At 61.8% G+C, this 18,144-nt stretch carries 18 protein-coding genes, 1 tRNA gene and 1 pseudogene; 14 read left to right on the top strand and 6 right to left on the bottom strand.

The window, feature by feature from the left end:
- Positions 1 to 226: 226 nt before the first annotated feature.
- From QNM96_RS00100 to QNM96_RS00060, 9 genes are all read left to right on the top strand, one after another.
- Positions 227 to 1,435, top strand: a complete 1,209-nt coding sequence (locus QNM96_RS00100; RefSeq protein ID WP_283834966.1) for a 2-isopropylmalate synthase — start codon at positions 227 to 229, stop codon at positions 1,433 to 1,435.
- Between the two features lie 304 nt (positions 1,436 to 1,739).
- Positions 1,740 to 3,554 (top strand): biosynthetic-type acetolactate synthase large subunit, encoded by a 1,815-nt coding sequence (gene ilvB / locus QNM96_RS00095; RefSeq protein ID WP_283833972.1) that lies wholly within the window; start codon positions 1,740 to 1,742, stop codon positions 3,552 to 3,554.
- Entirely contained in the window at positions 3,551 to 4,213 is a 663-nt protein-coding gene (ilvN, locus tag QNM96_RS00090; protein WP_283833971.1) for an acetolactate synthase small subunit, read from the top strand. Before ilvB ends, ilvN begins: the two co-directional genes overlap by 4 nt.
- Complete coding sequence (gene ilvC / locus QNM96_RS00085; protein WP_283833970.1) at positions 4,206 to 5,258, top strand: ketol-acid reductoisomerase; 1,053 nt, start codon at positions 4,206 to 4,208, stop codon at positions 5,256 to 5,258. The genes ilvN and ilvC overlap by 8 nt, the downstream gene beginning before the upstream one ends.
- Before the next feature lie 19 nt (positions 5,259 to 5,277).
- Entirely contained in the window at positions 5,278 to 5,709 is a 432-nt protein-coding gene (locus QNM96_RS00080; protein ID WP_283833969.1) for a hypothetical protein, read from the top strand.
- A complete protein-coding gene (gene leuC / locus QNM96_RS00075) occupies positions 5,706 to 7,127 on the top strand; it encodes a 3-isopropylmalate dehydratase large subunit (protein ID WP_283833968.1) in 1,422 nt (473 codons plus the stop codon). The genes QNM96_RS00080 and leuC overlap by 4 nt, the downstream gene beginning before the upstream one ends.
- Entirely contained in the window at positions 7,124 to 7,753 is a 630-nt protein-coding gene (gene leuD, locus QNM96_RS00070) for a 3-isopropylmalate dehydratase small subunit (RefSeq protein ID WP_283833967.1), read from the top strand. The genes leuC and leuD overlap by 4 nt, the downstream gene beginning before the upstream one ends.
- A gap of 180 nt (positions 7,754 to 7,933) precedes the next feature.
- Positions 7,934 to 8,914, top strand: coding sequence for an isocitrate/isopropylmalate family dehydrogenase (locus QNM96_RS00065; RefSeq protein WP_283833966.1), 981 nt, complete (start codon positions 7,934 to 7,936; stop codon positions 8,912 to 8,914).
- A gap of 54 nt (positions 8,915 to 8,968) precedes the next feature.
- Complete coding sequence (locus tag QNM96_RS00060) at positions 8,969 to 10,033, top strand: alpha/beta hydrolase (RefSeq protein WP_283833965.1); 1,065 nt, start codon at positions 8,969 to 8,971, stop codon at positions 10,031 to 10,033.
- A gap of 128 nt (positions 10,034 to 10,161) precedes the next feature.
- On the opposite strand, the gene dph5 is transcribed toward QNM96_RS00060, so the two are convergent.
- The 6 genes from dph5 to QNM96_RS00030 form a co-directional block, all read right to left on the bottom strand.
- Positions 10,162 to 10,974 carry a diphthine synthase gene (gene dph5 / locus QNM96_RS00055; RefSeq protein ID WP_283833964.1) on the bottom strand — a complete coding sequence of 271 codons (813 nt, stop codon included), beginning with the start codon at positions 10,972 to 10,974 and terminating at the stop codon, positions 10,162 to 10,164.
- A gap of 540 nt (positions 10,975 to 11,514) precedes the next feature.
- Positions 11,515 to 12,036, bottom strand: a complete 522-nt coding sequence (locus QNM96_RS00050; RefSeq protein WP_283833963.1) for a Rieske (2Fe-2S) protein — start codon at positions 12,034 to 12,036, stop codon at positions 11,515 to 11,517.
- A gap of 27 nt (positions 12,037 to 12,063) precedes the next feature.
- Positions 12,064 to 12,813 (bottom strand): metal-dependent transcriptional regulator, encoded by a 750-nt coding sequence (locus tag QNM96_RS00045; protein WP_283833962.1) that lies wholly within the window; start codon positions 12,811 to 12,813, stop codon positions 12,064 to 12,066.
- Positions 12,814 to 12,855: 42 nt separating this feature from the next.
- On the bottom strand, positions 12,856 to 13,809 hold the full coding sequence (locus QNM96_RS00040) for a metal ABC transporter permease (protein ID WP_283833961.1): 954 nt from the start codon (positions 13,807 to 13,809) through the stop codon (positions 12,856 to 12,858).
- A gap of 1 nt (position 13,810) precedes the next feature.
- The gene (locus QNM96_RS00035; protein WP_283833960.1) at positions 13,811 to 14,578 is read right to left on the bottom strand and encodes a metal ABC transporter ATP-binding protein; all 768 of its coding nucleotides are present in this window, start codon (positions 14,576 to 14,578) and stop codon (positions 13,811 to 13,813) included.
- Positions 14,579 to 14,667: 89 nt separating this feature from the next.
- A complete protein-coding gene (locus QNM96_RS00030; protein WP_283834965.1) occupies positions 14,668 to 15,612 on the bottom strand; it encodes a metal ABC transporter substrate-binding protein in 945 nt (314 codons plus the stop codon).
- Between the two features lie 194 nt (positions 15,613 to 15,806).
- Here QNM96_RS00030 and QNM96_RS00025 point away from each other — a divergent pair, with 194 nt between their 5' ends.
- From QNM96_RS00025 to QNM96_RS00005, 5 genes and pseudogenes are all read left to right on the top strand, one after another.
- Positions 15,807 to 16,835: a class I SAM-dependent methyltransferase family protein gene (locus QNM96_RS00025; RefSeq protein ID WP_283833959.1), complete on the top strand. Its 1,029-nt coding sequence runs from the start codon at positions 15,807 to 15,809 to the stop codon at positions 16,833 to 16,835.
- 90 nt (positions 16,836 to 16,925) lie between these two features.
- A tRNA-Thr gene (locus tag QNM96_RS00020) sits at positions 16,926 to 16,999 on the top strand.
- Between the two features lie 130 nt (positions 17,000 to 17,129).
- Complete coding sequence (locus QNM96_RS00015; RefSeq protein WP_283833958.1) at positions 17,130 to 17,363, top strand: hypothetical protein; 234 nt, start codon at positions 17,130 to 17,132, stop codon at positions 17,361 to 17,363.
- Positions 17,360 to 17,587, top strand: coding sequence for a hypothetical protein (locus QNM96_RS00010; protein WP_283833957.1), 228 nt, complete (start codon positions 17,360 to 17,362; stop codon positions 17,585 to 17,587). Before QNM96_RS00015 ends, QNM96_RS00010 begins: the two co-directional genes overlap by 4 nt.
- Positions 17,584 to 18,144 (top strand): annotated as a pseudogene (locus QNM96_RS00005) (hypothetical protein); the annotation flags it as partial. The gene QNM96_RS00010 and the pseudogene QNM96_RS00005, both read left to right, overlap by 4 nt.

The raw sequence follows: 18,144 nt of genomic DNA, 5'->3' as shown, positions 1-18,144 counted from the left end.
TCCCGGAATTATTCGCACGCGGGGCGATAGCTTGCTCGAGTCGGCCCGGCAGTATGGTAGCATATAGGGGAATAGTAAGGTGTATTAGGACGTTGATGTCTTGCGGTTTTGGACGTTCGACTGAGTGACACGCTCACAGCCGACGGAGAAAAAGCACTGACAGCGTTAGCTTTATATATATCGTCGCACCTCGAAACTGATACAATGTCTTCACCAGACAACGGCTCTGATACCAGTCAGGGCGGTCGAGTTCTTCCAGGGCACGTTAGATTCCACTGAAGAAATCGAAACTGCACGAGTCTTTGATACGACGCTCAGGGACGGCGAACAGTCCCCTGGAACGTCGTTTTCTTACGACGACAAGCGCCAGATCGCCTCGATTCTGGACGAGATGGGCACCCATGTGATCGAAGCTGGGTTCCCCGTCAACTCCGACGCCGAATTCGAGGCAGTCCGGGATATTGCTTCGGCCACCAACGCGACGACCTGCGGGTTAGCCCGCGTCGTCGACGGTGATATCGAAGCAGCACTTGATTCCGGCGTTGAAATGGTTCACGTCTTCGTGAGCACGAGCGATGTCCAGATCGAAGATTCGATGCACGCCACACGAGAACAAGTCGTACAGAACGCAGTCGAGTCGGTCGAACGCGTCACGGACGCGGGAGCAACGTGTATGTTCTCCCCGATGGACGCGACGCGAACCGACGAACAGTTCCTGATCGACGTGATCGAAGCGGTCACCGAAGCAGGAACCGACTGGATCAACATTCCCGACACCTGCGGCGTCGCCACGCCCGGCCGATTCCGGGCGATGATCGAGAAGGTGTGCGATCACACCGACGCACGGATCGACGTCCATGCCCACGACGACTTCGGGCTGGCGACCGCGAACGCGATCGCCGGCATCGAAGCCGGAGCCGATCAGGCGCAGGTTTCGGTCAACTCCATCGGTGAGCGAGCGGGTAACGCGGCCTACGAGGAGTTCGTCATGTCCGTCGAATCCCTCTATCAGGTCGATACCGGTATCGACACGACTCGAATCACCGAACTCTCCGACATCGTCGAGGAAAAAAGCGGGATGGAGACCCCGGGCAACAAGCCGGTCGTCGGCGACAACGCCTTCTCCCACGAGAGCGGGATCCACGCCGCAGGCGTCATCGAGAACTCCGATACGTTCGAACCGGGCGTCATGACCCCCGAAATGGTCGGCGCGGAACGCAAACTGGTCATGGGCAAACACACCGGCACTCACTCGGTCCGCGAGCGCCTGCACGAGCGCGGGTTCGATCCCACGGACGAGCAGGTTCGCGCGGTCACTCGACGGGTCAAAGATTACGGCGCCGAAAAGCGCCGCGTCACCGTCAGCGACCTCGAGCGCTTCGCCGAGGAAGCGGACGTCGAGCGCACACCAGACAAAGAGGAGGTGCGCGCCTAGGGATGTTCTCCCTGTTTGCAAGCGTTCCCGAGCATCGGCTACGGGAACCATCACGTCCGAACAAGACACAGAAGAGTTATGACGCTCGAGATGGCTACAGTCGAGGTAATGAGGTCACGCACACAGTTGGTGGTCAGTGCGGTCGACACCGGCGTGTCCGCTCAGTTCGCTATTGTAGGGGCCGTCTAGCCCCTCACACACCTCCTTCTCGTTCCGGCCTCGCATCGATTCCACAGCGACAAGTCACACAGCAGTCGACACACTATATGACAACTAATCGCCGCAAAACGGCGGGAGGACCCACATGAGCGAACGCGCTTCCTCGATCACATCACCAACCGAAACGGACGATCCGCCGACAGGGGAACAGCACGCAGACGAATCCGCGACCACACAGGATTCGAGAGCCGAATCCGACACCGAACAGGAACCCGTCACGACGGGCGCCCAGTCGGTGATTCGGGCGCTCGAGAACGCAGGCGTCGAGTACGCCTTCGGCGTTCAGGGCGGTGCGATCATGCCCGTCTACGACGCGCTCTACGATTCGGACATCTATCACGTGACGATGGCTCACGAACAGGGGGCCGCCCACGCGGCGGACGCCTATGGCATCGTCTCGGGAGAGCCGGGAATCTGCCTGGCGACCTCCGGACCGGGTGCGACGAACCTCGTCACCGGGATCGCTGACGCCGATATGGACTCAGACCCGATGCTCGCACTGACGGGGCAGGTTCCACGAGAGTTCGTCGGTAACGACGCGTTCCAGGAGACCGACACTACCGGCGTCACGACGCCGATCACGAAGGACAACACGTTCTCGGACGACCCCGACACCGTCGGCTCGGACGTGAGCGAAGCGTTCGCACTCGCCCGCGAGGGGCGACCGGGACCGACCCTGGTCGACCTGCCCAAGGACGTGACGAAAGCCGATACGGATCACGAGCCCGACGACCCGAAGGTGCCGGACACCTACGAGGTTCAAGAGCGGGCGGATCCCGAAATCGTCGAGCAAGCGGCTCGACGGATCGAGAACTCGAGCAAGCCCGCCTTGCTCCTGGGCGGCGGCGTCATCAAGGGCGAGGCCAGCGAGGCCTGTCGCGAGTTCGCCATCGAACACGAGATTCCGGTCATCACGACGATGCCCGGCATCGGTTCGTTCCCCGAAGATCACGAGCTGTCGATGGAAATGGCCGGCATGCACGGCACCGGCTACGCCAACATGGCGGTCACCCACTGCGACACGCTGATCGGCATCGGAACGCGCTTCGACGACCGCCTCACCGGCGGTATCGAGACGTTTGCGCCCGACGCCGAACTGATCCACGTCGACATCGACCCCGCGGAGATTTCGAAGAACATCCACGCGGATTATCCGCTGATCGGCGACGCCGAAACGGTCGTCACCCAACTGGCCGAGGAAATGGAAACCTCGCCGCAGGCAACCAAATGGCGAGCTCAGTGTCAGCAGTGGAAATCCGACTACTCGATGGCCTACGCCGCCCCGGAGGACCGACCGGTCCAACCGGAGTTCGTCGTCGAAGCCTTGGACGAAGCGACCAGCGACCGAGCGGTCGTGACGACCGGCGTCGGCCAACACCAGATGTGGGCCTGCCAGTACTGGACCTACACCGAACCGCGGACGTGGGTCTCGAGTCACGGCTTGGGCACGATGGGGTACGGCCTGCCGTCGGCGATCGGCGCGCGGATCGCCGCCGACGACGATCAGGAGGTCGTCTGCATCGACGGCGACGGCTCGTTCCTGATGACGCTTCAGGGCCTCTCCGTCGCAGTTCGCGAAAACCTCGACATCACCGTCGTGGTGCTTAACAACGAGTACATCGGGATGGTCCGACAGTGGCAGGACGCCTTCTTCGAGGGTCGTCACGCCGCCTCGGAGTACAACTGGATGCCCGAATTCGACAAGCTCGCCGAAGCGTTCGGCGCGCAGGGCTTCCGAATCGACGAGTACGACGAGGTCGCAGACACCATCGAGGCGGCGATCGACTACGACGGACCGTCGGTGATCGACGCGCATATCGATCCGCAGGCGAACGTCTACCCGATGGTTCCAAGCGGCGGCGACAACGGCCAGTTCGCACTGGCGGAGGATCAGCTATGAGCGGTGGACTCGACGGACCAGCCCCCGAAGAACGCCCCACGCCAAAGGGACGACGCACCGCACAGGGGATTCGCGTCGATCCCGAGGTCGAGGCTCAGCACGATCCGCGCCGAACCGTCATTTCGGCGCTCGTCGAGCACGAACCGGGCGTCCTCTCGGACGTTTCGGGGCTGTTCTCGAGGCGACAGTTCAACATCGAGAGTCTCACGGTCGGCCCGACTGAAGACGAGGACCGAGCGCGGATCACCCTCGTCGTCGAGGAACCCGACCCCGGTATCGAACAGATCAAAAAGCAACTTCGAAAGCTCGTTCCGGTCGTTTCGGTCCAGGAGCTCGAGCCCGACGCGATGCGTCGCGAACTCGCGCTCGTAAAGGTCAACGCGATGCGTCCCGATCGGGTCGCGGCTGTCGCGGATATGTTCGACGGAAAGACCGTCGACGCCACTCCCGAGACGGCGACCATCGAGATCACGGGAAGCGACCAGAAGATCGATTCGGCGATCGAAGCGTTCGGCCAGTTCGGCATCCGCGAAATCTCCCGAACCGGAACGACGGCGCTGGCGCGCGGAATGACGGACACTGCCCGCGAAGCGCCGCCGGAAGAATCGGCCCAGAACGAGCCAACCCAACCACAACAACCACACGCAGACGATGACTGAAGACTTTACCACCGAAATCTATTACGACGGAGACGTAGACGAATCGCACCTCGCAAACTCGACCGTTGCCGTCCTCGGCTACGGAAGTCAGGGCCACGCCCACGCGTTGAACCTCCACGAAAGCGGCGTCGACGTGATCGTCGGCCTCCGCGAGGATTCGTCCTCGCGCAAACCCGCCCGCGAAGAGGGCCTCGAGGTCGCGACCGCGGCCGAAGCGGCGAAACAGGCGGACGTGGTGTCCATTCTAGTTCCGGATACGGTCCAGCCGGCCGTCTACGAGGAGATCGAACCGCACCTCGAGGAGGGTGACACGCTCCAGTTCGCCCACGGCTTTAACATCCACTACAACCAGATCCAGCCGCCCGAACACGTCGACGTGACCATGATCGCGCCGAAGTCGCCGGGCCACCTGGTTCGGCGAAACTACGAGCGCGACGAGGGAACCCCCGGACTGCTCGCCGTCTACCAGGATACGACCGGAGACGCGAAGGACCGGGCGCTCGCCTACGCGAAGGGAATCGGCTGTACTCGAGCGGGCGTCGTCGAGACGACGTTCAAAGAGGAAACGGAAACGGACCTCTTCGGCGAGCAGGCCGTCCTCTGTGGCGGCATCGCCCAGCTGATCAAGGTCGGCTACGAGACGCTCGTCGACGCCGGCTACAGCGAGGAGATGGCCTACTTCGAGTGCATGAACGAGATGAAGCTCATCGTCGACCTGATGTACGAAGGCGGCCTCGGCGCGATGTGGGATTCGGTTTCCGACACCGCCGAGTACGGCGGCCTCACTCGCGGCGACGAGATCATCGACGACCACGCTCGAGAGAACATGGAAGAAGTCCTCCGACAGGTTCAGGAAGGCGAGTTCGCGACCGAGTGGGTCGCGGAGAACCAGGCCAACCGGCCGGTCTACACCCAGTTGAACCAGGCGGAGAAGAACCACGAAATCGAAGATGTCGGCGAACGACTTCGCGCCCTCTTCGCGTGGGAGGAAGCGAACGAAGAGAGCGAAGACGAGGACGAGAAAACGCGCGTTCAGGCGGACTAATCGAGGCGACCGAACACAGATGACACGAGAGACCGAAACGACGACCACCGATTCCGGGACGACGAGCGGCGCTGCTGGATCGTCGACAAACACGTCCGGAACGACGACGACGGAAACAGCGTCCGGCTCGGGTGACACGATGGGAGAGATCAGTCACACCAATCCCTACACCGACGAATCGACGGGACAGCTGTTCAGTCGCGGCCCGATCGTTGCGGCGGACGGCGGCCGATCGGAAGCCGTCGAACCGGACGACGATCAATCCGAACGAACAGCGCCGGACGAGCAAACGCCGGACGAGCAAACGCCGGACGAGCAAACGACGACGGATGAGCGGACCATGAAAACCGTCAGTCACACGCCGCCGACCGAAGAGGCGGATTCGAATCGTACGAACCGAGTCTTCGAGCGGGGGAAGGTACGAGCTGACAGTGTGGAGGATAACAAATGAGCGAGGGAACACTCTACGATAAGGTGTGGGATCGGCACAAAGTAACGACGCTACCGACCGGACAGGACCAACTGTTCGTCGGACTGCACCTCATTCACGAGGTCACCAGTCCGCAGGCGTTCGGCATGCTCGAGGAGCGAGACCTCGAGGTCGCCTACCCCGAACTGACCCATGCGACGGTCGATCACATCGTCCCGACGTCGGACCAGTCCCGCCCGTACGAGGAGGACTCGGCCGAGGAGATGATGTCCGAACTCGAGCAAAACGTTCGGGACGCGGGCATCGACTTTTCGGATCCGAACTCGGGCGACCAGGGAATCGTCCACGTCATCGGACCGGAGCAGGGACTCACCCAGCCCGGTAAAACGATCGTCTGTGGCGACTCCCACACGAGCACCCACGGCGCGTTCGGCGCGCTGGCGTTCGGTATCGGGACCTCCCAAATCCGGGACGTCCTCGCGACGGGGACGCTCGCGTTCGAGAAACAGAAGGTCCGAAAGATCGAGATCACCGGCGAGCTCAGCGATGGCGTCGAAGCGAAAGACGTCATCCTCGAGATCATCAGCCGCCTGGGAACCGAAGGCGGCGTCGGCTACGTCTACGAGTATGCCGGCGAGGCCATCGAGAGCCTCGGCATGGAAGGCCGGATGTCGATCTGTAACATGTCCATCGAGGGCGGCGCTCGAGCGGGCTACGTCAACCCCGACGAGACCACCTACGAGTGGCTCGAGCAGACTGACCACTTCCAGGAGAACCCCGAGAAGTTCGAGGAGCTCAAACCGTACTGGGAGTCGATCGCGAGCGACGACGACGCCGAGTACGACGACGTCGTCACCATCGACGGCTCGGAGCTCGAGCCCGTCGTCACCTGGGGGACGACCCCAGGCCAGGGAATCGGCATCTCCGAAGAGATTCCGGCACCCGAAGACCTCCCCGCGGACAAGGCGGACACGGCAGAACGCGCCCAGGAACACATGCGCGTCGAGCCAGGCGAGACGATGGAGGGGTACGACATCGACGTCGCCTTCCTCGGCTCGTGTACCAACGCCCGACTGCCCGACCTCCGACGCGGTGCCGAAATCGTCGAGGGTCGTCAGGTCGACGACGACGTTCGAGCGCTGGTCGTCCCCGGTAGTCAGCGCGTTCAGGAGACTGCAGAGGCAGAAGGCCTCAAGGACATATACGAGGAAGCCGGCTTCGAGTGGCGAAACGCCGGCTGTTCGATGTGTCTCGGCATGAACGAAGACCAACTCGAGGGCGACGAGGCGTGTGCCTCCTCCTCGAACCGGAACTTCGTCGGCCGGCAGGGGAGCAAGGACGGCCGTACCGTCCTGATGAATCCGCGGATGGTCGCCGCCGCGGCAATCACCGGAGAGGTTACTGACGTGCGCGAACTCAAGGAGGTGAATCTGGCGTGAGCGACGAAGTCGACATTCCGGAAGTAACCCACGAATCGGGATCCGGCGTTCCGATCGAGGGCAACGATATCGACACCGACCAGATCATCCCGGCTCGGTTCATGAAGGTCGTCACCTTCGACGGGCTCGGCGAGTTCGCTTTCTTCGACCTGCGCTTCGACGACGACGACAACCAGAAGGAACACCCGTTCAACGAGGAGCGCTACCAAGACTCCTCGGTGATGGTCGTTAACAGTAACTTCGGCTGTGGGTCCTCGAGAGAGCACGCGCCCCAGGCCCTGATGCGCTGGGGAATCGACGCGATCATCGGCGAGAGCTTCGCCGAGATTTTCGCGGGCAACTGTCTGGCGCTAGGAATTCCGACCGTCACCGCCGACAGCGAGACGATTCAGGAACTGCAGGCCTGGGTCGACGAGAACCCGAACGAAGAGATCGACGTCGACATCGAAGCGGAGACGGTTACCTACGGCGGAGAGACGATTGACGTGACCGTCGACGACGCCCAGCGAAAGGCGCTGGTTGATGGCATCTGGGACACGACGGCGCTGATGAAGTCCAACGCCGGCGAAGTCCAGAAGAAAGCCGAGGAGTTGCCGTACGTCGACGACTCGACGGCTTCGTCGTAGCCGCCACGCTCGGTTGCTCGACGATGCGTCTTCTTTGAACCGATCAGCCCGAGCGGTTTCACGGTTTTTACGAGCGTACCATCGGGGCGGCGACCAACAGGTTCAGCAACGGTCATGTGTTGCGTGCTCGCCAATCTCGCTATCGACACCCTCATTTCGGTCCCCTCGAGACGTTCAAGCATGACTCACGAAATCGCCGTTATCCCCGGAGACGGAATCGGACAGGAAGTAACGCCGGCCGCGGTCGAAGTCCTCGAATCGCTCGAGATCGGCTTCGAGTTTCGCGAGGCCGACGCGGGCGACCGCGTAAAGGAAGTCACGGGCGAGGCGCTCCCCGAGGAAACGTACGAGCTGGCGGCGTCGGCGGACGCGACGCTGTTCGGTGCGGCGGGCGAGACCGCGGCGGACGTTATTCTGCCGCTCCGAGAGGCGGTCGATTCGTTCGTGAACATTCGTCCGGCGAAAGCCTATCCCGGAATCGACGCCGTGCGCCCGGAGACGGACCTGGTCTTCCTCCGCGAAAACACCGAGGGCGTCTACGCCGGTCACGAGGACCGCCTCTCCGAGGACGTCTCGACGCTGACGCGAGTCGTCACCCAGTCGGCCTCGAGAGATCTCGGCGAGTTCGCCTGCGAGTACGTCGAGGACGGCGATCATGACGGCTTTACGATCGCCCACAAGGCGAACGTCATGCGCGAGACCGACGGCGTCTTTCGCGACACGATCAAGTCAGTCGCCGACGAGCAGGGCGTCGAAACCGACGAGGTGCTGATGGACGCCTTCGCGACGAAGGTTTGTCTCGATCCCGAGCAGTTCGACGTAGTCGTTTGTCCGAACCTGGCTGGCGACGTGCTCTCGGATCTCGCCGCGGGGCTCGTCGGCGGCCTCGGCTTGCTTCCCTCGGCGAACGTCGGCTCCGAGCGAGGTCTGTTCGAGCCCGTCCACGGCACCGCACCCGACATCGCCGGCGAAGGCGTCGCGAACCCGGCCGCGACGATCGTCTCCGCAGCGATGATGCTCGAGTTCCTCGGCCACGACGAGGAGGCCGACGCGGTGCAGGATGCGGTCGAAACGACCCTCGAGAACGGGCCACGGACTGCCGATCTCGGCGGAAGCGCCTCGACCGAGGACGTGACGGCGGCGATCATCGACGAACTGTAAGCGGGGGTTCCGATCGGCGAACAATTATTTGGGGCGGCGTGGTAGCGCCCGGTCGTGACTCGAGCGGATACACTCCCCGGCGTCGATTCGCGACTCGTCGAAACGAAACGCCTCGAGACGCACGTGCTCGAGGCTGGCGACCCCGATGGACATCCAGTCGTGTTTCTTCACGGCAACGTCTCATCGTCTCGGTTTTTCGAAGATCGATTGCGGGAACTCCCGGACGGCTATCGAGCCATCGCACCGGACTTTCGCGGATACGGCGATTCGGAGGTGAAGGCCATCGACGCGACGCGCGGGCTCGGCGATTTCGTTGCGGATCTCCGAGCGCTATGTGTGGATCTCGGCTTCGAAGACAGCGCCACGCTCGTAGGCTGGTCGAACGGCGGCGGCGTCGCCATGCAGTACACGATGGCGTACCCGGACGCCGTGGAAACGCTCGTATTGGTCAACCCGGTCTCGCCGTATGGCTTCGGCGGGACCAAAGACCTCGAGGGGACGCCCTGTTACGACGATCACGCCGGCTCCGGCGGCGGCCTCTCGACGGACGAGTTCGTCGCGGGACTCGAGAACCGAACCCGAGAACCGGCTGGCGACGGCTCTCCGCGGGCGGTGTTGCGCTCGTTCTACGTCGATCCGACGTACGATTTCGATCCGGATCGCGAGGAATCGTACGTGACCAGCATGTTGGATACGGCAACCGGTGCGAAGAACTATCCCGGAGCGGCGGTGGAGTCACCGAACTGGCCGGGCGTCGCACCCGGTGATCTCGGCGTTAACAACGCCGTCTCGCCGAAGTATTGCGACCTCTCGGCGATCGCAGAGATCGATCCGAAACTCCCGATCATGTGGCTTCGTGGCAAAACCGACCAGATCGTCTCGAACGAGTCCGTGTTCGACCTAGGAGCGCTCGGTCGACTCGGACAGGTTCCCGATTGGCCTGGTGAGGACGAGTTCCCACCGCAACCGATGGTCGACCAGACCCGCGCCGTCCTCGAGGACTACGAGGACGCAGGCGGCGAGTTCGAAGAGGTCGTCCTCTCCGGCGTTGGACACACGCCCCACGTCGAAGCGCCGACGGAATTCGGGTCGCACCTCGAGTCGGCCCTCGAGTGGTAACGACGAATCGGAGTTCGAACGGCGACTTATGCGTTGCTAGAGGGAGATGAAGGTGGGGGGCGAGGAACGGAACCATCGACGGGCGATCGCACTCGAGAACGCGAACTGGACGAACGGTAAGACCGCTTTCAGACGATATCCAGTTCCTCGCGATTCGCACCCGCGAGTTCGACCAGTGCATCGGCCTCGAGCAGGTGACAGTCTCCAGGGACCACGAGCAGGTGGAGCGGATCGCCGAACTCCCGCGAGGCGAGGTCAGTCATTGTCCCCGCTTCGACAAGTGGATCCGGACTGCCCGCTCGAGCGACGACAACGCCCACAAGGTCAGGATACTCCTCGGCGAGTAGTTCCGCGCCGACGTCGGCAGTCATGTACTCCTCTACGGCCTCGTCGGTGTCGACACGCTCGATCGCGGCCTCGTTGTCGACTTTGATATCCAGGTAGACGACGGTGTGACTCCCTTCCTCGCGGTTGTCGTCGATCGTGTTCGTCACGCTCGAGGGGAGCCCGTCCGCGCCGTGTGCGTAGGGAAACGGAAGCGTGGTGGCCGTTCCGAAGCGGTAGTTCTGGAGGCCCGTCAGGGCGCTCGTCGCAGTTTGGGCCGTGACGCCGTGGATGACCCGCGTTTCGATCCCTCGCTCGTGAGCGCGAAGTCGGAGATCGACGTGGGTCGTCGAGATCATCGTATCGCCGGCGGTCAGGAAGGCGACGTCCTCGGCCTCGGCGGCCTCGAGAATCTCTTCGGGATGTTGTTCGACGCCTGCGCGGTCGCGAACCTCGATCGAGACGTCGTGGTGTGACTCGAGGCTCTCGATCGTCGTTCCGACGAGTTTGCTGGTATAGAACTCCGCGAACGCGCGATCGGAGGCCCGGAGCGCCTCCTGGCCCTCGACGGTGATCGAGCGCTCGTCGTAGAGACCGAGACCGATGAAGGTGAGCATGGACTACCGTAGTGACGGCGACGGGGAGTAGGTTTCGAGTCGGAATCGTCTCCCGCGAAGGCACCGCCTCTGCCTCTCGAGTGTTTCGAACGCGTTCTTTGGCTACTGAAAGCGAACGTGAAAGACTGATACGTTGGACTACCGGGAAGCGCGGTGGAACAGTTCGTGGTTCGGCGAAAAATACCGTTCAAAACGTTCGAATTCCCTTGCGTACTGTACGGTGTGGCATGAGTACGCTGCCAATCGATTGGGGAAGCGATCGGCAACACAGAAGCTCGAGTCGTCAGAGTAACGACCAAATGGTGACTGATTCAGGTACCGTGACGCCATCTGCAAAGACACGTCACAGTCCATATCGCTTACCGGCCGGGTGTCACCTGGCACGACCGTAGCCGGTCAGCACTTCCGTTTTGATTGGTTCATCTCGAGTCATTGATCACCTCCATGTAATAGTCACGTCTACGCCACCCACCTTAAATTTTACCTAGCTAATCTTATTTTTAGCCTTGTCTAATATCGGCGCGGTCAGAATCGGCGTCGCTACAGTGAAATATGAGATGTCGACGACGGACCGCTGTCATCGTCGTCTTGGGTGTCATCACCATCCTCGAGCCCGCCGATATGGCCAAACGTGTACTGACGGTCGATAAGGGAGACAAATTCGACGCCTGTGGACGTACTCTCGTCGCCCGTTCGTTCGTCAGCCGCACCACCTTGCTCGCGCCCGTCGCCATCGGTCGCCTCCGCATCGTTGACGACGGCAACCTCGATGGAGACGAGCCGCGTTCCGGCGGCCTCTCCGTTGTCGCAGTCGCCCGAACAGGCGTCGAACAGCGAGCCGTGTTTCGGACAGATGAGTTCGCCATCTCGCATGGCCGCACCGAAGCCCCGATCCAGCCGCTGGGCTTCGTGCGTGCATCGGTTCACCCACGCTTCGACGCCGTCGTCGCACGGGACGAGGATGATCTCCTCCGGTTCGCCGTGAAGGTCTCGAGCGGTAAACAACCACGAACCCTCGTCGTGGACGGTTTCGACGGTCGTCAATCGAGTCTCTGTCGCCATACGCTCCGTTCGCCAGTGAGCCAAATATCAGTTGTTCCCGGGTAGCGGTCCGACGAGAATCCGCTCACACGCCCGTTTCGGAAGGACCTGCGAGTTCGGTTCGTGGTCCGGGTCGCTTTCGATGGCGATTTCGACGGACTCGAGCGGCGTTCGCTCGACGATTTCGACGGGGACGCCGGGCGTGATTCCGCAGTCGGCCAGATACCGGAGCCGTTCGCCGTCGGCGCGGACGCGTTCAACCCGATGGGACACGCCCGCCTCGGCCTCGCTCAACCGAATCCACGACCGGGTCGGCGCAGCCAGTGCTTCGTCCGGGATCGGATCTCCGTGCGGATCGCTGGAAGGGTGCTCGAGCATCGCCGTCAGGCGATCGACGAACTGATCGCTGACGTAGTGTTCGAGGCGATCTGCCTCGGCGTGGACTTCGTCCCACTCGTACTCGAGATAGTCGGCGAGAAACGTCTCGAGCAGTCTGTGATTTCTGATAACACCGAGCGCGACGTTCTCGCCCGTTTCGGTGAGCGTCACGGGGCGGTGTTTCTCCCGGTGGATCAACCCGCGGCGCTCGAGTTTCTCGAGCATGCTCGAGACCGTCGGCGGAGTCACCTCGAGACTGTCGGCGATCCTCGAGGTCCAGACCGCTCCGTCACGGTCGTACTGGAGTTCGTAAATCGTTTTCAGGTAATCTTCCATCACCGGCGTGACGGTGTCCGAATCCGGAACGTGCTCCGAACGTGACGACTCCGCAGCGTCGGGCGTGTTTGGTTCAGTCGTCATCGTCGAGCGGTCCCCGGGACATCTGTGGACGGTTCATCCGAGTCATACTATCACCGACCAGAGATAGAGCGCGATCGCGACGAGGATGATCATCGCGCCCGTGGCGACATCCCACTGGTAGGACAGAAAGATCCCGCCGAAGACGGCGACCTGGCCGAAGACGACCGAGAGGACGAGCCCTCGGTTGAAGCTGTTCGTGAACTGCATCGCCGCGGCGACGGGGATTACGAGCATACCGGCGACGAGGATCGCACCGAGTATCTGCATCGCGGCGACGACGACGAGCGCGGTGAGGACGATCAACAGCGTATCGTAGAACCTGACGTTGATCCGGGCCAGCCGCGCCGCCTCCCGGTCGAAAGTGATGAACAGGAGCTGTTTGTGCGTCAGGGCGACCGTCCCGATAACCAGCATCGTGAGCCCGACCATAAGCTGGACGTTCTCGAAGGGGACGAAGAGGATGTCCCCGAACAGGTAGCTCTCGACGGTCGCGTGAAACGTCACGCCGTAGGAGATGACGGCGATCCCGAGGGCGAATCCGCCCGTAAGCATGACCGCGATGGGGATATCCGCATAGCCGTCCGTCCGAATTGCGATGTACTGCATGCAAAGCGCGGCGAGGGTCGCGGCGACGAGCGCGAACAGGAGCGGGTAATCCAGGCTGGGGACGGCAGCGCCGACGAACAGTCCGACCGCCACCCCGCCGAAGGCCATGTGTGCGAGCGCTTCGCCGATCAGCGCCATCTGACGGTTCACGAGATACGCGCCGACAATTGGCGCGGTGATTCCGATAAGAATCCCCGCGGTGAACCCCCGCTGCAGAAAACCGCTGCAAACCAACCACGTGTCGAAGGTGCCACACGTTGCTCCCCAAAACCCGTCGAACAGCGGCGGGAACAGGACGTAGATAAGCACGTAAAACGCGGCCACGACGACCGGCACCGCCGCGAGCAAGCCGATGGGCCGGTTCCACGACTCGAGGCGTTCGATCGACATTTCAATCACCCGTCGCGTACTCGGCGGACGAGTGATCGGCGGATCGTAATACGCGTGCCGAACTGTAGGCTTTCTCGAGGGCACCGCTCTCGAGGAACCGATCCGTTTCACAGTGTTCGTACAGCTCGCAGTCGAGACAGGCCATCGTGTCCGCGTACTCCGCGACGACGCCGATGTCGTGTTCGATCAGAACGATCGTCATTCCACCTTCGTTGAGTTCGGTGAGTAGATCGTAGAACTGATCGACCGAGTCGGCATCGACGCCGACGGTGGGTTCGTCGAGGGCAAGCAAGTCCGCCTCGGACGCGAGCGCTCGAGCGATGTACGCCCGCTGTTTCTGTCCGCCGGAGACCTGATTGATTCGTCTGTCTGCGAGGTCGACGATACCGACCTGCTCGAGTGCGTCGTCGACGACCCGGTGATCGTCGTCGTTCAATCGTCGTAACCCGGCGTGGGGGTATCGACCCATCTCGATGACTTCGCGGACGGTGACCGGCATCATCGAGTCAGCTTCGGAGGATTGCTGTGAAACGTACCCGAGCCGGGTTCCGTCGGTAAACTTCGAGGCGGGAGTGCCAAAGAGTTCGACCGCTCCCGAATCCGGCTGCTCCAACCCGAGCAGTATCTTCAACAGGGTGGTTTTGCCCGATCCGTTCGGGCCAATCAAGCCGAGGAACTCCCCCTTCTCGATGGAGAGCGAGACGTCTTCGACCACGGGTCGGTCGTCGTACGCGAACGTGACGTTTTCGACGGCGGCTACGGAGCTCATATGCGGTAAGTACGATGCCGATGTAATTTATCCTTTGTCATGGCAATCTATTATATTTGATTAGGCTAATTATTTGTAGTTGCCGCCAGTTACTGTACGCCCAGAGCCACCTCGAGCGTTGGAAAATTGATCTCCCGGTAGTGATCGACGTAGCCCCAGTCGTTCTCGTCGTACTCGGGAAGTTGCGTTTCGACGGGCGAGATCGGAAGCACTTCGGCGTCGATTTCGTCGGCGATCGATTCCGCGAGGTCGTCGGGCTCGCCGACGTCGTAGACGACGTGTTCGATCCCGTGTTCGTCCATGATCCCTTCGATCTCCTCGATCTCCTGAGCTGAGGGTTCGGAATCGGGAGACGTTCCGATCGGCGAGTGGATATCGAGGCCGTACTGACGATGCCACCACTGGAAAGAATCGTGCGTTCCGACGATCAACTGATCGATCTCGGCGCCTTCGACGAGGGCTTCGAACTCCTCGTGGAGTTCCTGCAGTTCGTCGTTGAACGCATCCGCGTTCGCTTCGTACTCGTCGGCGTTGTCGGGATCGACTTCCGATAGCTCCGCCGCGATGTGATCGACTGCGGACTGGCACCTGACCGGATCCATCCAAAAGTGTTCGTCGTCGTCCTCGGCCGGGCTATCGAAGAACTCGATGTCGTCGGCCGCTTCGATCACGTACACGTCGTCATCTCCCTCGAGTTCGGCCGCCGCGTCATCCTGCCAACTCGCGAAGTCGCGGAGGTAGATGAATACGTCAGAGTCTTCGATCTCCGAGACGACGCCCGTTCCGGGATCGAATTCGTGTCCGTGCTCTCCGGTCGGAACGAGATCGATCACGTCCATTTGCTCTCCGGCAACGTTCCGCGTGATGTCCCAGAGCGCAAGGAATCCGGTCGAAACGGTGTACTCCGCATCACTGGTATCGTCCTGCGGATCGTCACCGAGACAGCCCGCCATCGCCGCGAAACCGAGACCGGCCGCGCCAGTGATCGTTTGGCGTCGTGTCAACCCGCTCGGTTCGTCGCTTGCGTGTTTCATCATCGTCATCAGAAGGTAGCACCAGCAATAGATATAGTTGTTATGGTCTAAGAAATAGTTTAGGCGGGGCTAATTCCCGATCAGCGTCGTCTCTCGAGAGTCATTGATGTGAAAGCTCCGCTCGTTCGCAGAAAACGAGTTATCGTTCGAGACGGAAACGTCAGCGTTACGGCGGCTCACCGGCGAGTTCGTGCATGAACGTTCCGTGCGTCCGCGTGCCGCCTGCGAACGGAGAAGCGACGCGTCAGGAACTCACTGACGGAGATTTCATCGCCGACGGGTACGAGATCATCGTCGAGGACGGCTGGCTCTACATTCCGGTCACGGACCCGGATGTCGTTTCCGAAGCGTTCGAGGACCTCGAGATCGTCTCCTACGACCTCCCCGAGCGCGAAACGCAAACGACGCCGGCGGATCTTCTGGGGTTTGATCCCTCCTACGAACGAATCGGCGATGTCGCATTGCTCGACGAAGGAGACGACAGTGTGGGGGCCGACGAAGACAACCGCGACGAAGACGAACGGCAACCGGCCGAAATCGCTCGAGCGATCGTCGATTCCGACCTACCGGTCGAGACCGTCCTGAACAAGGCCTCAAAGATCAAAGGCGAAACGCGAACTCGCGACTGGGAGGTAATAGAGGGCGACGGAACCGAGACGGTCCATCGCGAGTACGGCGCCGCGTTCGAACTCGACCTCGCCGAGGTCTACTTCTCTCCGCGGTTGGCGACCGAACGCAATCGGGTCGCCGAACAGGTGGTATCCGGCGAAAACGCGTTCGACATGTTCGCGGGGGTCGGCCCGTTCGTCGTCCCGTTCGCGAAACGCGGCGCGACCTGCGTCGGCGTCGATATCAACGAAACGGCAATCAACTATCTGCGCGAAAACGCCCGTCGAAACGGCGTCGAGGACCGCGTCACGGCGATCTGTGACGACGTTCGGTCGGTAGCACCCGAGTACGAAGGGTGGGCCGACCGGGTCGTAATGAATCTCCCGCACAGCGCCAACGAATTCCTCGGGCCCGCTGTCCAGATTGCGGGCGAGGAATGCGTGCTACACTATTACGATATCCAGCACGAAGACGATCCGTTCGACCCCGGGGAGCGAGCGATTCGCGACGCCGCCGAACCGCAGTACAACGTAACCGTCGAAACTTCTCGAGTGGTCAGATCCTACGCGCCACACGAACTCAACGTCTGTCTGGACGTGCGACTCGAGGGGTAATCGTGTGATAATCCACCTCACGGCGGGGCGGTCGAGATTCGCAACCCTTATGGCCTGTTTCGGACCTACGTAAGAATAGCACACGTCAGTGCCGGTGTAGCTCAGACTGGCAGAGCGAATCCTTCGTAAGGATTAGGTCGAGGGTTCAAATCCCTCCACCGGCTTGGATCCTGAGGTTCAAAGCCTCACTACTTATACCCCGTTTACACCCGTCCAGTACGGATGGGTTTCGTCGGGCACTAAACAACATAAATCTGATACTGCGATAGCTTCGTCTAACGGCGGTGAGAAAGCGTGGTAGCTGGCCGTCGGTCATACTCCGGCACCTCGATCGACGCCACCTACCAGGCGATCACCGAGCGCCCTGAGCTCGACAAACAGGCCGAAAGCGTCGAGTACGCCACCGATCCCGAACCCGTCGGCGAAGAGCGGACCGAGGGCGTCCCAGAGATCGGTGACGACCAGGACATCGACCGGCCGAACGTCGACGGTCAGACCTCGTTCGAGGACTGGGGGTGGTCGGCGTGACGACCGGTTACGTGGTCAACCTCGGAAACGGCCACAACGGGTTCTGCGTCGAGGGCCTCGTTGGCTTCACCTACTGCGGACGCACGTTTGATCCCGAGGCCGTAGATCGCGAACTCTATTCGATCGGTCGCGATGCGGATCACCCACACAACTACCTCTGCTACGACTGCTCGAAAGCCAATTCACGTAGAGTCCGCGGTGCGGTACGAGGTGAGATCGCGTGAGCGACCGACAGTCCCTCGAGGAACAGGTCGAGCGGTACCTCGAGGCCAACCCCGATGCGTCGGTCCCGGAAGTCGCAGGAGCGCTCGGAGAGTCACCCGCTGCGATCGCGGAGGTCGTCACCGACGAGACGCCGGAACCGGCCGAAGACTCAAATAATAGGGCCAGAGACCACCTGAGAAGGTCACGAACGCGGTCACGGACGGACCTTCGCACACGGTTCTCGAAATGGGCCGATGCCGACTTCGCGAACCCCGAGTCGAACAGTTGGCCCGACGAACTGCTCGAACGTGAGCAGTGGATGGGGCACGTCGATAAGAAGCCGTTCGCCCCGTGGGCTGACCGCGATCACCCCGAGGCCGACGTCGACGAAGACGCTCGCTGGAAGTGGGGCCTCGAGGAGAACTACGGCGACGGTGAAACCATCGCGATGGCCGAGATCGATCCCCGACTCGACGGCCGTGCGTTCCTCCAGACCGAGAGCGATCCGTACGTCTACGTCGATGGTGACGACGTCCGCTGTCCCGAGACCGGCGACGTCCACCCGGCGTTCGTTGCT

This window comes from Halostagnicola sp. A-GB9-2, assembly GCF_030068615.1.
In the GTDB taxonomy this organism is placed as follows: domain Archaea; phylum Halobacteriota; class Halobacteria; order Halobacteriales; family Natrialbaceae; genus Halostagnicola.
The sequence above is the reverse complement of the archived record's forward strand: the minus strand, read 5'-3'. Positions and strand labels throughout refer to the sequence as shown.